General features: G+C 74.4%; 14 protein-coding genes. 10 read left to right on the top strand and 4 right to left on the bottom strand.

Annotated elements, in window-relative coordinates:
* Positions 1 to 7: 7 nt before the first annotated feature.
* On the bottom strand, positions 8 to 772 hold the full coding sequence (locus tag ACQEVB_RS04020) for a glutaminyl-peptide cyclotransferase (protein WP_432965129.1): 765 nt from the start codon (positions 770 to 772) through the stop codon (positions 8 to 10).
* 26 nt (positions 773 to 798) lie between these two features.
* On the opposite strand from ACQEVB_RS04020, the gene ACQEVB_RS04015 reads away from it, so the two are divergent.
* The 7 genes from ACQEVB_RS04015 to ACQEVB_RS03985 all read left to right on the top strand — a co-directional run bounded on the left by ACQEVB_RS04015 (position 799) and on the right by ACQEVB_RS03985 (position 9,827).
* Entirely contained in the window at positions 799 to 1,584 is a 786-nt protein-coding gene (locus ACQEVB_RS04015; RefSeq protein ID WP_432965126.1) for a DUF3027 domain-containing protein, read from the top strand.
* Positions 1,585 to 1,619: 35 nt separating this feature from the next.
* Positions 1,620 to 4,391 (top strand): sacsin N-terminal ATP-binding-like domain-containing protein, encoded by a 2,772-nt coding sequence (locus tag ACQEVB_RS04010; protein ID WP_432965123.1) that lies wholly within the window; start codon positions 1,620 to 1,622, stop codon positions 4,389 to 4,391.
* A 284-nt stretch (positions 4,392 to 4,675) separates the two neighbouring features.
* Positions 4,676 to 5,941, top strand: coding sequence for a D-inositol-3-phosphate glycosyltransferase (mshA, locus tag ACQEVB_RS04005; protein WP_432965120.1), 1,266 nt, complete (start codon positions 4,676 to 4,678; stop codon positions 5,939 to 5,941).
* On the top strand, positions 5,938 to 6,420 hold the full coding sequence (locus tag ACQEVB_RS04000; protein WP_432965117.1) for a YbjN domain-containing protein: 483 nt from the start codon (positions 5,938 to 5,940) through the stop codon (positions 6,418 to 6,420). The genes mshA and ACQEVB_RS04000 overlap by 4 nt, the downstream gene beginning before the upstream one ends.
* Before the next feature lie 85 nt (positions 6,421 to 6,505).
* Positions 6,506 to 7,444, top strand: a complete 939-nt coding sequence (locus ACQEVB_RS03995; protein WP_432965115.1) for a DUF4349 domain-containing protein — start codon at positions 6,506 to 6,508, stop codon at positions 7,442 to 7,444.
* Positions 7,445 to 7,698: 254 nt separating this feature from the next.
* Positions 7,699 to 9,270, top strand: a complete 1,572-nt coding sequence (locus ACQEVB_RS03990; RefSeq protein ID WP_432965112.1) for an AMP-binding protein — start codon at positions 7,699 to 7,701, stop codon at positions 9,268 to 9,270.
* 23 nt (positions 9,271 to 9,293) lie between these two features.
* Positions 9,294 to 9,827, top strand: a complete 534-nt coding sequence (locus tag ACQEVB_RS03985) for an AAA family ATPase (RefSeq protein WP_432965110.1) — start codon at positions 9,294 to 9,296, stop codon at positions 9,825 to 9,827.
* Between the two features lie 46 nt (positions 9,828 to 9,873).
* Here ACQEVB_RS03985 and ACQEVB_RS03980 read toward each other — a convergent pair whose 3' ends face one another.
* Positions 9,874 to 10,449: a dienelactone hydrolase family protein gene (locus ACQEVB_RS03980; protein ID WP_432965107.1), complete on the bottom strand. Its 576-nt coding sequence runs from the start codon at positions 10,447 to 10,449 to the stop codon at positions 9,874 to 9,876.
* A 54-nt stretch (positions 10,450 to 10,503) separates the two neighbouring features.
* Between ACQEVB_RS03980 and ACQEVB_RS03975 the strand changes: the two genes are divergently transcribed.
* Both ACQEVB_RS03975 and ACQEVB_RS03970 read left to right on the top strand, forming a co-directional pair.
* Positions 10,504 to 10,887, top strand: coding sequence for a VOC family protein (locus ACQEVB_RS03975; RefSeq protein ID WP_432965104.1), 384 nt, complete (start codon positions 10,504 to 10,506; stop codon positions 10,885 to 10,887).
* Positions 10,888 to 10,931: 44 nt separating this feature from the next.
* Positions 10,932 to 11,372, top strand: a complete 441-nt coding sequence (locus ACQEVB_RS03970) for a hypothetical protein (RefSeq protein ID WP_432965101.1) — start codon at positions 10,932 to 10,934, stop codon at positions 11,370 to 11,372.
* 2 nt (positions 11,373 to 11,374) lie between these two features.
* Here ACQEVB_RS03970 and ACQEVB_RS03965 read toward each other — a convergent pair whose 3' ends face one another.
* Entirely contained in the window at positions 11,375 to 11,758 is a 384-nt protein-coding gene (locus tag ACQEVB_RS03965; RefSeq protein ID WP_432965098.1) for a VOC family protein, read from the bottom strand.
* Entirely contained in the window at positions 11,746 to 12,066 is a 321-nt protein-coding gene (locus tag ACQEVB_RS03960) for an antibiotic biosynthesis monooxygenase family protein (RefSeq protein ID WP_432965096.1), read from the bottom strand. The genes ACQEVB_RS03965 and ACQEVB_RS03960 overlap by 13 nt, the downstream gene beginning before the upstream one ends.
* An 88-nt stretch (positions 12,067 to 12,154) precedes the next feature.
* Between ACQEVB_RS03960 and ACQEVB_RS03955 the strand changes: the two genes are divergently transcribed.
* Positions 12,155 to 12,904, top strand: coding sequence for a GntR family transcriptional regulator (locus ACQEVB_RS03955; protein WP_432965093.1), 750 nt, complete (start codon positions 12,155 to 12,157; stop codon positions 12,902 to 12,904).
* Positions 12,905 to 12,909 lie beyond the last annotated feature (5 nt).

Genomic DNA, 12,909 nt, shown 5'->3' with positions numbered 1-12,909 from the left:
GGCCGCGCTACCGCGCCACGAACCGCACCCGGAAACTCGTCGGCCAGAGCTTGCCGGTCAGCAGGTACTCCCCAGGAGCGACGGCCGCGATCCCGTTCAGCACGTCGACCCCGACGCGCTGGGCCGCCCGCAGCAGCCCGGACGCGTCGACGACGGCGGTGACGCGGCCGTCGGCCGGGTCGATCGCGACGATCCGGTCGGTCCTCCACACGTTCGCCCACACCCGCCCGCCGGCGCACTCCAGCTCGTTGATCTCCGGCAGCGGCTCGCCGTCCAGAGTGACGGGGACACTGCCCGTCTCGGCGAACGTGGCGGGGTCGTGGAAGCGCAGTTGCGCGGTGCCGTCGGTGCGCACGAGGCGTCGCCCGTCGAAGCACAGGCCCCAGCCCTCGCCGGTGATCGGGACCCGCCGGAGCACCGTGAGCGTGGCGCGGTCCCACTCCAGCGCGACGCCGTCCTGGTAGGTGAGCTGCCAGAGCCGCGGGCCGACGACGGTGACGCCCTCGCCGAACAGGCCGTCGGGCACGTCGGCGGCGCGGCGCACCGCACCCGTCGCCGGGTCGAGCTCGCGCAGCTGCGAGTGCCCGGCCAGTCCGGTCCCTTCGTAGACGACGCCGTCGGCGAGCTCGAGCCCTTCGGTGAAGGCCGTCGGGTCGTGCGGCTGCTCGGCCAGCACCTCCACGCGCAGGTGCTCGGCCCCGTCGTCGGCCGGCGCGCACCCGGCGACCGCCAGCACCACGGCCACGAGCGGGGCCACCGACCTGGGTCGCACCTCGGAGAGGGTGGCACAATCCAGCCGTGCCTCCCGCCTCTGACACCTCACCCGATGCCGTGCTCACCGCTGCGGTGGAGCAGGCGCGGGCCGCGGCCGTCGAGGATGCTGCGGCCGATCTCGGGGTCACGGCCGCGGCCACCGCCGTCGGCGAGCACCTCGACGTGATCGTCGAGGAGGGTGGCGCCGTCACCCACCAGTTCGCGGCGGAGCAGGTCGGCTACCGCGGCTGGCGGTGGTCGGTCACGCTGGCCGGCGGCGACCCGGTCACGGTCAGCGAGGTCGTCCTCCTGCCCGGTGCCGACGCGCTCGTGGCGCCCGCGTGGGTGCCGTGGGAGCAGCGGATCCGGCCGGGCGACCTCGGCGTCGGCGACCTCCTGCCGATGAGCCCCGACGACACCCGCCTCGTGCCCGGCTACGTGCAGAGCGACGATCCGGCGGTCGAGGAGGTCGCGACGGAGATCGGCCTGGGCCGGGCGCGGGTGCTGTCCCGCGAAGGCCGGGAGGACGCCGCGGCGCGCTGGCACGACGGCCCGCACGGCCCCGGCTCCGAGATGGCGCGCTCCGCGCCCGGCCGGTGCGGCACCTGCGGGTTCTTCCTGCCGCTGGCCGGGTCGCTGCGCGCGGCGTTCGGGGTCTGCGGCAACGCCTACTCTCCCGCCGACGGCGCGGTCGTCGAGGTCGGGTTCGGCTGCGGCGCGCACTCCGACGTGCAGGTGGAGCAGACGTCCCCCGTGGCGGTCGCCGAGCTGGTCTACGACGACGGCGTCGACATGGAGCTCGTGCCCGACCCGGCCAAGGTGACCTCCTGAACGATCCCTTCGGCACCGCCGCGCTGCGTGCTGCGGTGCTGCGGTCGTGGGCGGAGTCGCCCACGCGGTTCCGCGAGGACGCCAACGCGGAGGAGGACCTGGTCCTTGGCGGCTACGCCGACACCTGGTTCGTCGAGCTGGCCCAGAACGCCGCCGACGCCGGTGCCACGTCGCTGCGCGTGGCCGTCGTGGACGGCGAGCTGCGGGTGGCCAACAACGGCGCGCCGCTCACCGCGGCCGGGGTGGCCGCGCTGGCGTCGCTGCGGGCGTCGGCCAAGCGGGACGACGAGGGCTCGGTCGGCCGGTTCGGCGTCGGCTTCGCCGCGGTGCTCGCGATCAGCGACGCACCGCGGATCGTGAGCCCGAGCGGCGGCGTCGCGTTCTCCGCCGAGCGCACCCGCGCGGAGGTCGCCACGATCCCGGTGGCCGCGGCCGAGCTCGCCCGCCGGGACGCGCCGCCCGTGCTGCGGCTGGTGTGGCCCACCGACGAGGCACCGATCGCCGGCACCGAGGTGCGGCTGCCGCTCCGCCCCGGCCTCGACGCCGCCGACCTGCTCGAACGGGCCCGCGCGACCGCCGCCGACCTCCTGCTCGCCCTGCCCGGCCTCGTCGAGATCGAGATCGACGGGCAGCCGGTGCGCCGCACCGGGGACGATCGCGTGACGATCGGTGACCGGCACTGGCGGCTGGTCCGCAGCTCCGGCGAGCTCGCCGCCACAGACCGCGACCGCGCCGCCGAGCAGCGCGAACGCGCTCGCTGGACGGTGACGTGGGCACTGCCCGTCGACGCCGACGGGGTGCCGCTCCCGCTCGGCGAGGACGTCGCGCACGCGCCGACCGCCACCACCGAGCGGCTGTCGCTGCCGGCCCGCCTGATCGCCACGCTGCCGCTCGAGCCCGACCGCCGCCGCGTGCGGCCTGGCCGCGCCACCGATGTCGTGCTGGCCGGCGCGGTCGCCGCCTACCTCGAGCTGGTGGCCGCCACCGCGCCGCAGCACCGGCTCGCCCTGGTGCCCGAGCGCGGCTTCCCGCGCTCGCCGCTCGACGGTCGGCTGCGGGACCTGCTGCTCGCCGGCCTCCGCACCGCCGCGTGGCTGCCCGCTCCGGGTGGCGAGCTGGCCCCGGCCCGGGCCGAGTGGCTCGACGTCCCCGGCGCCGATCCGCGGATGGTCGAGCTGCTCGCCGAGGCCGGGTTCGACCGCATCGTGCTGCCCGTCGCCGACCCGGCGCCGCTCGCGGAGCTGGGGGTGCGCCGGGTCAGCGCGGCCGAGCTCGTCGAGCGGCTCTTCGGACCCGAGCAGCCGCCCGCGTGGTGGGCGCAGCTGTACACCGAGCTGGCGCGCTCCGCCGAGGACGTGCCCGGCCTGGTCGACGAGCTGCGCGCGCTGCCCGTGCCGCTCGCGGCGGATCGCATCGCTGCCGGCCCGGCGACCGTCCTGCTGCCGCCCGACGAGTCGGACGCCGCGGTCGTCGGCCCGGTCGCGGCGCTGGGACTGCCCGGCCTGCACGTCGCCGCGCTGACCCATCCGCTGCTCGCGCGCCTCGGCGCCGTGCCGGCCGAGCCGGCGGCGCTGCTGGAGCACCCCGCCCTGGCCGAGGCCGTCGAGCGCTCGCTGGACGACGCGGAGGCCGGCCTCGACCCGCTCCCGCTCGCCGAGGCGGTGCTGGGCGTGGTGGAGCGGGTCGGCACCGCGCCGGACGGCTTCCGCGCGCTCGCCCTGCCCGACGAGGAGGGCCGCCCCGCCCGCGCCGACGAGCTGATGCTGCCCGACGCCGCGCTGCGCCCGCTCCTGGCGCCGGACGTGCCCGTCGACGCCGTCGACCCGAAGCTGGCCGGCCGGGTGTCGCGGGCCGCGCTGGTCGCGGTGGGCGTGCTCGACGGCTTCACCGTCGTCGTCGACGAGGAGCCCACCGGCCCCGACCACGACCTCGACGGCGAGGACGAGTGGTGGGACGCCGCGCCGGAGCCGCCTGCCCGCGTGCTCGCGGTGCGCGACCTCGACCTCGTCGCGGACGACGCGTGGCCCGCCGCGCTCGCTGTGCTCAGCGCCGACCGCGGCACCCGCGCCGCGGTGCTCCTGCCCGGCGGGCACGCCGGCTGGTGGCTGGCCCGGCACGCCCGGTTCGGCGGGCAGCGACCGGCGCACTGGCGGCTGGCCTCGGCGACGGAGCTGTCCGGCCTGTACGACCCCGTCCCCGCGGACGTCGACGAGGCTCTCCTCGTGGCGTGCGGGGTCCGCGCCGGGCTCGCCGTCGACGACCGCGACGCGGCCGACGACCTGCTCGAACGCCTCGCCGACCCGGCCCGCACCCCCGACGCCGCACTCACCTCGGCCGCGCACGCCGCCCTCGCCGACGCCGTCGCCGCCGGGCACGTCGACGCCGACGACCTCGCGCTGCCCGACCGGGTGCGGGCGCTCGACGGGTCGGTCGCCGATGTCGATGTCGCCGTCGTGCTCGACGAGCCGTGGCCCGCGGCCGTGCTCCCGGCCGGTGAGCTGGTGATCGGCGGCGACCCCGAGGCACTGGCCGAGCTGCTCGACCTGCCGCTGGCCAGCGCGGTCGTCGCCGGCTCCGTCGAGGGCGCCGGCACGCCGACCCCGTGGCGCGCCCTGCCCGAGATCGTGGTGACGTGCGACACGCTCGGCGTCGACGTCCCGGCGGGCGAGCTCGTCGTGCACGACGAGCTGTGGGTGCAGCTCACCCGACCGGAACAGACGCGGCGCCGCGTCCCGGTGTGGCGCGCCGACGCGACCTGGCACGCGGAGGACCCGATCCGCGCCCTCCTTGCCCTCCTCGCCGCCTGACCCGACCAACTCGCCGTCCCGATCCGGGCAACTCGCGGTCCTGACCCAGGCAACTCGCGGTCCCGGCCCGGGCAACTCGCGGTCCCGGCCGGGGCAACTCGCGGTGGGTCCCGTGCGAGTTGCCCCGATCGGGACGTCGAGTTGCCCAGGGAAGGACGGTGAGTTGTCCCGCTCGGGACCGCGAGTTGGCCCTCTCGGGTGGGCGAGTTGGCCGGGTTCGCGGACGATGTGGTACTTGCCTGTCCGAGGGGTGACGGCCGTGAGGCCGTGCTACACAGGCGGGCGTGGGTTCCCTTCCTCGACGGGTGTGCGTGCTGTCGGTGCACACGTCTCCGCTGGAGCAGCCGGGCACCGGTGACGCCGGCGGCATGAACGTGTACGTCGCGGAGACGTCACGCCGGATGGCCGAGCGCGGGGTCGCGGTGGAGGTGTTCACGCGCGCCACGTCGTCGGAGCTGGACCCGGTGGTCGAGATGGTGCCGGGGGTGCGGGTGCGCAATGTGGCGGCCGGCCCGTTCGAGGGTTTGGGGAAGCACGATCTGCCCAGCCAGCTGTGCGCGTTCACGGCGGGGGTGCTGCGCACGGAGGCCCGGCACGATCCCGGCTACTTCGACCTGATCCACTCCCACTACTGGCTGTCGGGCCAGGTGGGGTGGCTGGCCCGCGACCGCTGGGGGGTGCCGCTCGTGCACACCGCGCACACCCTGGCCAGGGTGAAGAACGCCGCATTGGCCGACGGCGACGAGCCGGAGCCGATGGTGCGCGTCATCGGCGAGGACCAGGTGGTGGCGGAGGCCGACCGCCTGATCACGAACACCGCGGAGGAGACGCGCGAGCTCGTCGAGCTGTACGGGGCCGATCCGCGGCGCACCGTGACCGTCCCGCCGGGCGTGGACCTGGACCGTTTCACCCCGGGCGACCGCAGCGCCGCGCGTGCCGCGCTCGGCCTGCCCGTCGACGCGGTCGTGCTCACGTTCGTGGGCCGCATCCAGCCGCTCAAGGCCCCCGACGTGCTGCTGCGTGCGGCCGCGGAGCTGCTGGTCCGCGATCCGGGGTTGCGGGCGCGGCTGGTCGTGCTGGTCGTCGGCGGCCCGTCGGGAAGCGGGCTGGCCGAGCCGAAGTCGCTGCAGGAGCTGGCCCATCGGCTGGGCATCACCGACGTCGTGCGCTTCCTGCCCCCGCAGGCCGGCGCCGCGCTGGTGGACGTCTACCGCGCCGCCGACGTCGTCGCGGTGCCGAGCCACAACGAGTCGTTCGGGTTGGTGGCGCTGGAGGCGCAGGCGTGCGGCACACCGGTGGTGGCGGCTGCGGTCGGCGGGCTCCCCGTGGCCGTCGTCGACGGGCGGACGGGGCTGTTGGTGGCCGGCCACGGCAGCGCGCAGTGGGCCGACGCGCTCGCCGATGTCACGCACCGCCGCGACGTCCTTGCCCGCGCCGCGGTCGCGCACGCCGGAACGTTCTCCTGGGACCACACCGTCGACCGCCTCCTCGCGACCTACGTCGACGCGGCCGCGGAGTTCCGCACCCGCCAGAGCGAAGGAGTGTCGTGAACGATCTCGACGCGCAGCTCGACGCGGCGCTGACCGAGCTGGAGGTCGACTTCCGGCGCCGCGAGTCCGGCCAGTTCCTCGTCACCCTGCCCGGCACCGCCCGCCTGCAGACGAACTGCTGGGTGCTGGTGCGCGAGCACGCCGTCTTCGTCCAGGCGTTCGTGTGCCGCAAGCCCGACGAGAACCACGAGGGCGTCTACCGCTTCCTGCTGCAGCGCAACGCCCGCCTGTACGGGGTGCGCTACGCGCTGGACCGCATCGGCGACATCCACCTGATCGGCCGCATCGCGTTCGCCGCGCTCGACGCCGCCGAGCTCGACCGGGTGCTCGGCCAGGTGCTCGAAGCCGCCGACGGCGACTTCAACACCCTGCTGGAGCTGGGGTTCGCCACGTCCATCCGCCGGGAGTGGGCGTGGCGCACCGATCGCGGCGAGTCGCTGGCGAACCTGAAGGCCTTCGAGCACCTCATCGAGAATTAGTTCCGAACCCGTGCAACCGGTTCGGTAGAGGGTCCGTCTCACGTTCGAGATCCCCGGCCACCGGGGGGAACACGGGGAGGCGGAGATGGTTGTGCGTCGGTACCGGCTCGCGGCCACTATGGGGGCCGCCGCCATCGTGCTGGTGGCCGGGGTCTCGTGCGGCGGCGGTTCGGTTGCGTCGTCGTCTTCGGGTGCCGCGGCGGAACGCGGGGTCGCCGCGGCACCCGGGCAGGCGGACACGCTGGCCGGGCCGGCCCCGGCGATGGCGCCGCCGGCGGAGAAGTCCGCTCCGCCGGACGTGCCGGCGCAGCCGATCGGCACCGAGCGGTCGGTGGTCCGCAACGCGTCGCTCAGCCTCGACGCCGCGGATGTGTCGAGCGCCGTGCGCCAGGTGCGGGCCATCGCGCAGACCGCCGACGGCCTGATCGCGAACGAGAACGAGTACGGCAGCAGCGGCGCTTCACTGACGGTGCGGGTGCCGGCGCCGGCGCTGGACCGCGTGATCGACCAGGTGGCCGCGCTCGGCACGGTCACCGAGCGGCGGAGCCAGGCCACCGACGTCACCGACCAGGTCGTCGACCTCGACGCCCGGGTCGCGAGCCAGCAGGCCAGCGTGGACCGGGTGCGGTTGCTGCTCGCGCGGGCGGAGTCGATCAGCGACATCGCGTCGATCGAGTCGCAGCTGGCGCAGCGCGAGGGCGAGCTCGACTCGCTGAAGAACCGCCTCGCCGCGCTCAAGGGCAAGGTGGCGCTGTCGACCCTCACCATCAGCATCAACGGCCCGAACGCGCTGCCGCCGCCGTCGGACACCCCCGGGTTCCTCTCGGGCATCGCGGCCGGCTGGAACAGCCTGGTCCGGGTCGCGATCGTGGCCGGCGCGGTGCTCGGCTTCCTGCTGCCGTACCTGCCCGTCGTGGCGATCATCGTCGGGATCGTCTGGGCGATCCGGCGCAACCGGCCGCGACGCGCGACACCGGCGCTGGCCGGCGGTCAGGGCGGCCCGGGAACCGAGGGGGATTCGTAGTCCCGGACCGCCCCGCCGAAGCCACGGCCGTGCGTAGGGCGGCACGATCGGGGGCGTCGTGCCGGCCTGGCGCGGGTCGAGGAGGGGGCGACGACCCGCACCCGGCCTGCGGCTCGTGACACGATCGCAGCAGCCGCGGGCCGGGACAACCCTTTCGGACTAACTCGTCCGGGTGTTACGCGCAGGTCGGCTCGGTGATCGGATGTCCGTAGCATGTTCCGACCCGATCGGCCGTCCGCAAGGGAGCGCGTCCCGTGTCCTTCCGCAGCACCTACCCCGACGTCGAGATCCCTGAGTCGACGCTCTACGAGTTCCTGTTCACCGACTTCGGGGACCGTGCGGACGCGCCCGCGCTGATCGACGGCAGCAGCGGGAACGCGATCACGTTCGCCCAGCTGCACGGGCTCGTCGACAAGGTCGCGGCCGGCCTGGCGGCACGCGGGATCGGCAAGGGTGACGTGGTATCGCTCTTCGCGCCCAACAACCCGTACTGGGTGGCGGCGTTCCATGGCATCCTGCGCGCGAACGCCACGGTGACCAGCGCGAACTCGCTCTACACCGCGTCCGAGCTGGTGCACCAGCTGAAGGACTCGGGCGCCCGGATGATCATCACGGTCTCGCCGTTCCTCGACCGCGCCGGCGCGGCGGCGGCCGAGGTCGGCATCGCCGACGACGCGATCATCACCCTCGACGCGACCGAGGGACGCACGTCGCTCGCCGAGCTGGCCGCCACCGACGCGGCAGCGCCCGCGATCGAGGTCGGGCACGACGACGTCGCCGTGCTGCCGTACTCGTCGGGCACGACCGGGCTCGCCAAGGGCGTGGTGCTCACCCACTACAACCTGGTCGCGAACCTCTGCCAGGTGGAGCCGGTGATCACCCTGACGCCGGACCGCCGGCTGCTGGCGGTGCTGCCGTTCTTCCACATCTACGGCATGACCGTGCTGATGAACAACGGGCTGCACAACCGCTGCACCGTCGTCACGATGCCGAAGTTCGACCCGCAGGAGTTCCTGCGCGTCATCGCCGAGCACCGCGTCGACTACGTCTACATCGCGCCGCCGGTCGCGGTCTTCCTGGCCAAGCACCCGCTGGTCGACCAGTTCGACGTCTCCTGCATCGAGACGATCTTCTCGGGCGCCGCGCCGCTCGACGCCGAGCTGGGCCACGCCGTGGCCAAGCGGCTCGGCTGCAAGGTCTTGCAGGGCTACGGCATGACCGAGCTCTCCCCGGTCAGCCACACCCACCCGGCCGACCGCGAGGTCGATCTGAACAGCGTCGGCGTCGCCATCCCCAACGTCGAGTGCAAGCTCGTCGACCCCGAGACCGGCCAGGAGGTCGGCGTCGGCGAGCGCGGCGAGCTGTGGGTCAAGGGCCCCAACGTGATGCGCGGCTACCTCAACAACCCCGAGGCCACCGCCGCCACGCTCGACGCCGACGGCTTCCTGCACACCGGCGACGTCGCCGTCGTCACCGAGGACGGCGTCTACACGATCGTCGACCGCGTCAAGGAGCTGATCAAGTACAAGGGCTACCAGGTGCCGCCGGCCGAGCTGGAGGCGCTGCTGCTGACCAGCCCGCGGATCGCCGACGCCGCCGTCATCGGCGTGCGCGACGACGACGGCGAGGAGATCCCGAAGGCGTTCGTCGTGAAGCAGCCGGGTGCGGAGGACCTCACCGAGGACGAGGTGATGACGTACGTCGCCGACCGGATCGCGCCGCACAAGAAGGTGCGCCGGGTGGAGTTCATCGACGTCGTGCCCAAGTCGGCGTCGGGGAAGATCCTGCGCAAGGACCTTCGGGCGCGAGAGGCGGCGAAGGCCTGACCACCGCTGCGGCCGGGCCGACGTTGCACCTCACCGTCGGCCTGCCCGGCGTGGGCAAGACGAGCCTCGCCCGCGAGCTGGAGCGGGCGTCCGGGGCGTTGCGGCTGACGCCCGACGAGTGGATGCTGCCGCTGTTCGGCGTCCGGTGGGTCGACTTCGGGAACAAGCGAGACGTTCTCGAGGGCCGGCTCATCTGGGTCGCCCACCACGTGCTGCGCGTGGGCGGCTCGGTGATCCTGGACTTCGGCTGCTGGTCGAGCGAGGAGCGGTACGCGCTGCGGGCGATCGCCGAGCTCGCGGGGGCGGACTTCGAGCTGCACCACGTGACCCTCCCCGAGGACGAGCGCAGGCGACGGGCGACGGTGCGCTGGCGCGAGGCTCCTGAGCAGACCTTCGCGATGACCGACGCCGACCACGACCGGTTCCTCGCCGCGTTCACGCCGCCCACGCCCGCCGAGCTGGACGGCAGCCCGCTGCCTCCGCCGCCAGCACCGTTCGACAGCTGGCCGGCCTGGGCCGCCGACCGGTGGCCCACGCTCCCCAGGTTGGACGCCTGAACGTGGAGGAGTGAGCAGGGGGAGTAAGAGTGCCGGGGACGGGCGGTCAGAGCCGGTCGAGGAACTCGACGACGTGCGAGACGAGCAGCTGCGTCGCGCCGGCGTCGAACGTCGGCAGGGAGCGGTCGACGAACAGGTGCCCGTCGCCGGGGTAGAGGAACAGCTCCGCGTCGGGTCCGACGGTCTCCACGAGCTCGCGGGCCGCGTCGAGGTCGCCCTCGCCGGCGAAGTACGGGTCGGCGTCCTTGCCGTGGATCTGCACGGGCACCCCGTCCGGCCACGGCCCGACGGCCCATTCCCCGGTCAGCGGCAGGCAGCCCTCGATCAGGACGGCGCCGCGGGCGCCGGTGCGGGTCTGGGCGAGTCGCTGGGCGTGCATGACGCCCGCCGAGATGCCGGCGTGGACGATGTCGGCGGGCAGCTCGGCGGCTGCCGCGTCGGCGAGCGCGGCCTGGTCGACGGTCTGTCCGTACGCGAAGCCGTCCTCGATGCTGGTGAACGTGCGACCGCCGTACAGGTCGGGCACGTGCACGGTGTGCCCGGCGGCGCGCAGGTCGTCGGCCAGCGCCTCGACCCCCGCGGTGCGTCCCAGCACGTGGTGGAACAGCAGCACCTCGGCCACGGCGTCCTCCCTTTCGTCCAAGACGGCGGCGGCCCGACCCGCGAGGGTGGGCGCATGACCACCGTTCCCGCAGTCTGGACCACCCTCACCTACCACGACCATGAGGCTGCGCTCGCCTTCCTGACCAGCGCGTTCGGCTTCACGGAACGGGCCGTGCACCGCGACGGCGACCGCCTCGTCCACGCCGAGCTGACGTTCACCGGCCCGGACGGCACCTCCGTCGGCGGGGTGATGTTCGGCGAGGGCGGCGACCCGAAGCGGATCGGCCACGGCTGTGCGCACGTCGTCACCGGCACTCCGGACGCGCTGTTCGAGCAGGCCGTCGCCGGTGGAGCCACGGTGGTGCGGGCGCCGGAGGACACCGAGTACGGCAGCCGGCAGTTCATCGTGCTCGACCCCGAGGACAACCTCTGGAGCTTCGGCACCTGGTACGAGTGAGCCCGGGGGTGGCGGGGCGTCCGCCCGTGCGGGAGGCTCCGCACATGGAGCAGAACGCGCGGGCCACGGTCACCCCGTTGCGCCCCGACACCGTCATCGACCCCGACTCGAACGGTCCGGTGGTCGCGAGCCGATCGGTGTCGGGCAGCACGGCCGTCGCCGGGAGCATCGCCGTCGCCGGCGCTGCTGGTGTCGCGGGCAGCGTCGCCGTCGCCGGCAGCGCGGGAGTCGTGGGCAGCGTGGCCGTGTCCGGCAGCGCGGGCGTGGTCGCGAGCGTCGCGACGTCCGGCAGCGTCGGCGTGCTGGCCAGCATCGCGACGTTCCTGTCGGCCGGGATCCGGCAGTGCATCGGGTCCGTCGCCTGCATCGGGTGCCGGCGCTGCATCGCCTGTGTCGGGTGCATCGACTGCGTGGACTGCATCGGCTGCGTCGGGTGCGTCGGCCTGCGCGGCGCCGTCGGGCAGCGCGGGGTGCGCGCGGCCTGACCTCAGTGCCGCACCAGGCAGAACGGGTGCCCGGCCGGGTCGGCGTAGACCCGCCACACCCCGTTCGCCGGCGCGTGCAGCAGCGTGGCACCCAGCGCCAGCACCTCCTCGTGCGCCGCCTCCAGATCCCGGACGGCGACGTCGAGGTGGCTCTGCTGCGGTCGCGCGGGATCGCCCCAGACGGGCGGCCGGTGGTCGGCCACTCCCTGGAACGCGAGCACCTGACCCGAGTCGAGGTGCAGCGTCGACCAATCGGTGCTGAGCGCCCACCGCCGGTCCCGCCGGTCCACCTCGCCGCCGAGCACGCCCTGGTAGAAGCGCGCCAGCGCGGTGGGTTCCGGGCAGTCGAGCACCAGCACCTGCAGCTCGCCGATCACCGGTCCCATCCGTAGTCCCTGGTCACGGTGGCGATCCGCACGCGGTAGCCCTGGTACCACCGCTCGCGTCCCAGCCGCTGCGCCTCCCGGTGCTCGGCCACGTTCTTCCAGGCTCGGGCGCTCGCCTCGTCGCGGAAGTACGCGACGGTGATGCCGAGGCCGTCGCGCGCGGCTTCCATGCCCAGGTATCCCGGCTGCTGCACGACGAGCTCCGCCATCGCGGCGGACATGGCGCCGTAGCCGTCGTCGCCGTCGGTACGGAGCGACGTGAAGATCACCGCGGTGTACGGCGGCTCGGGGGTCTGTGCGAAGTCCACATCGGGATCCAAGCCGATCACAGCGGGGCGCGACCAGCGAGATCCCGCCGTCCTGCGCCGGATTTCCGCACGTCGGTACGGTGAACCCATGACCGCCCAGCCCTTGGACCGACTGGGCGCCCGTCCGCTCTGGGAACAGCTGCTGGCCGACCTGCGGCGCCGGCTCGACCTCGACGAGTTCAGCGAGTCCTTCCCCGGCGAGCTCGCGTTGGTCGCCGAGTACGGGGTGAGCCGGCACACCGTCCGCGAGGCCGTCCGGCGGCTGCGTGACGAAGGCCTGGTGATCGCCGGCCGCGGCCGCACCCCGCGCCGAGCGGAGCCCGGCACGATCGAGCAGCAGCTCGGCGAGCCGTACAGCCTGTTCACCGCCGTCGAGGCGACGGGGCAGGTGCAGCGCAGCGTCGTCCACACCCTGGACGTGCGCGCCGACGGGGTGGTGGCGGCCCGGCTGGGTCTCGAGGAGTCGACGCCGCTGTTCCACCTCGAACGGCTCCGGCTCGCCGACGGCATCCCACTCGCCGTCGACCGCGTGTGGCTGCCCGAGCAGCTCGCCGCGCCGCTGCTGGAGGTCGACTTCAGCCGCACCGGCCTCTACGCCGAGTACGCGAACCGCTGCGGCATCCGCGTCACCGGCGGCAGCGAGCGGATCAGCGCCGTCGTCCCCGACGCCGCGCAGCGCCGGATGCTCGGCATCGGCCCGGACGTCGCGGCGCTGACCATCGACCGGCTGGGCCTCGCGGCCGACCGGCCGGTCGAGTGGCGGCAGACGCTCGTGCGCGCCGACCGGTTCGGCGTCACCGCCCGGTTCTCCGCCGCCGAGGGTTATCGCGTCGGTTGATCCGG

Origin of the sequence: Pseudonocardia sp. CA-107938 (assembly GCF_050936315.1) — a bacterium.
Lineage (GTDB): Bacteria > Actinomycetota > Actinomycetes > Mycobacteriales > Pseudonocardiaceae > Pseudonocardia.
Note: the sequence above shows the minus strand (reverse complement) of the source record. Positions and strands in the feature narration are given on the sequence as shown.

What these genes read in the sequence shown, in the direction of transcription:
- ACQEVB_RS03995 (WP_432965115.1), top strand. Translation starts at nt 6,506, where the DNA reads ATGGTTGTGCGTCGGTACCGGCTCGCGGCCACTATGGGGGCCGCCGCC.
- ACQEVB_RS03975 (WP_432965104.1), top strand. Translation starts at nt 10,504, where the DNA reads ATGACCACCGTTCCCGCAGTCTGGACCACCCTCACCTACCACGACCAT.
- ACQEVB_RS03970 (WP_432965101.1), top strand. Translation starts at nt 10,932, where the DNA reads ATGGAGCAGAACGCGCGGGCCACGGTCACCCCGTTGCGCCCCGACACC.
- ACQEVB_RS03965 (WP_432965098.1), bottom strand. Translation starts at nt 11,758, where the DNA reads ATGGGACCGGTGATCGGCGAGCTGCAGGTGCTGGTGCTCGACTGCCCG.
- ACQEVB_RS03955 (WP_432965093.1), top strand. Translation starts at nt 12,155, where the DNA reads ATGACCGCCCAGCCCTTGGACCGACTGGGCGCCCGTCCGCTCTGGGAA.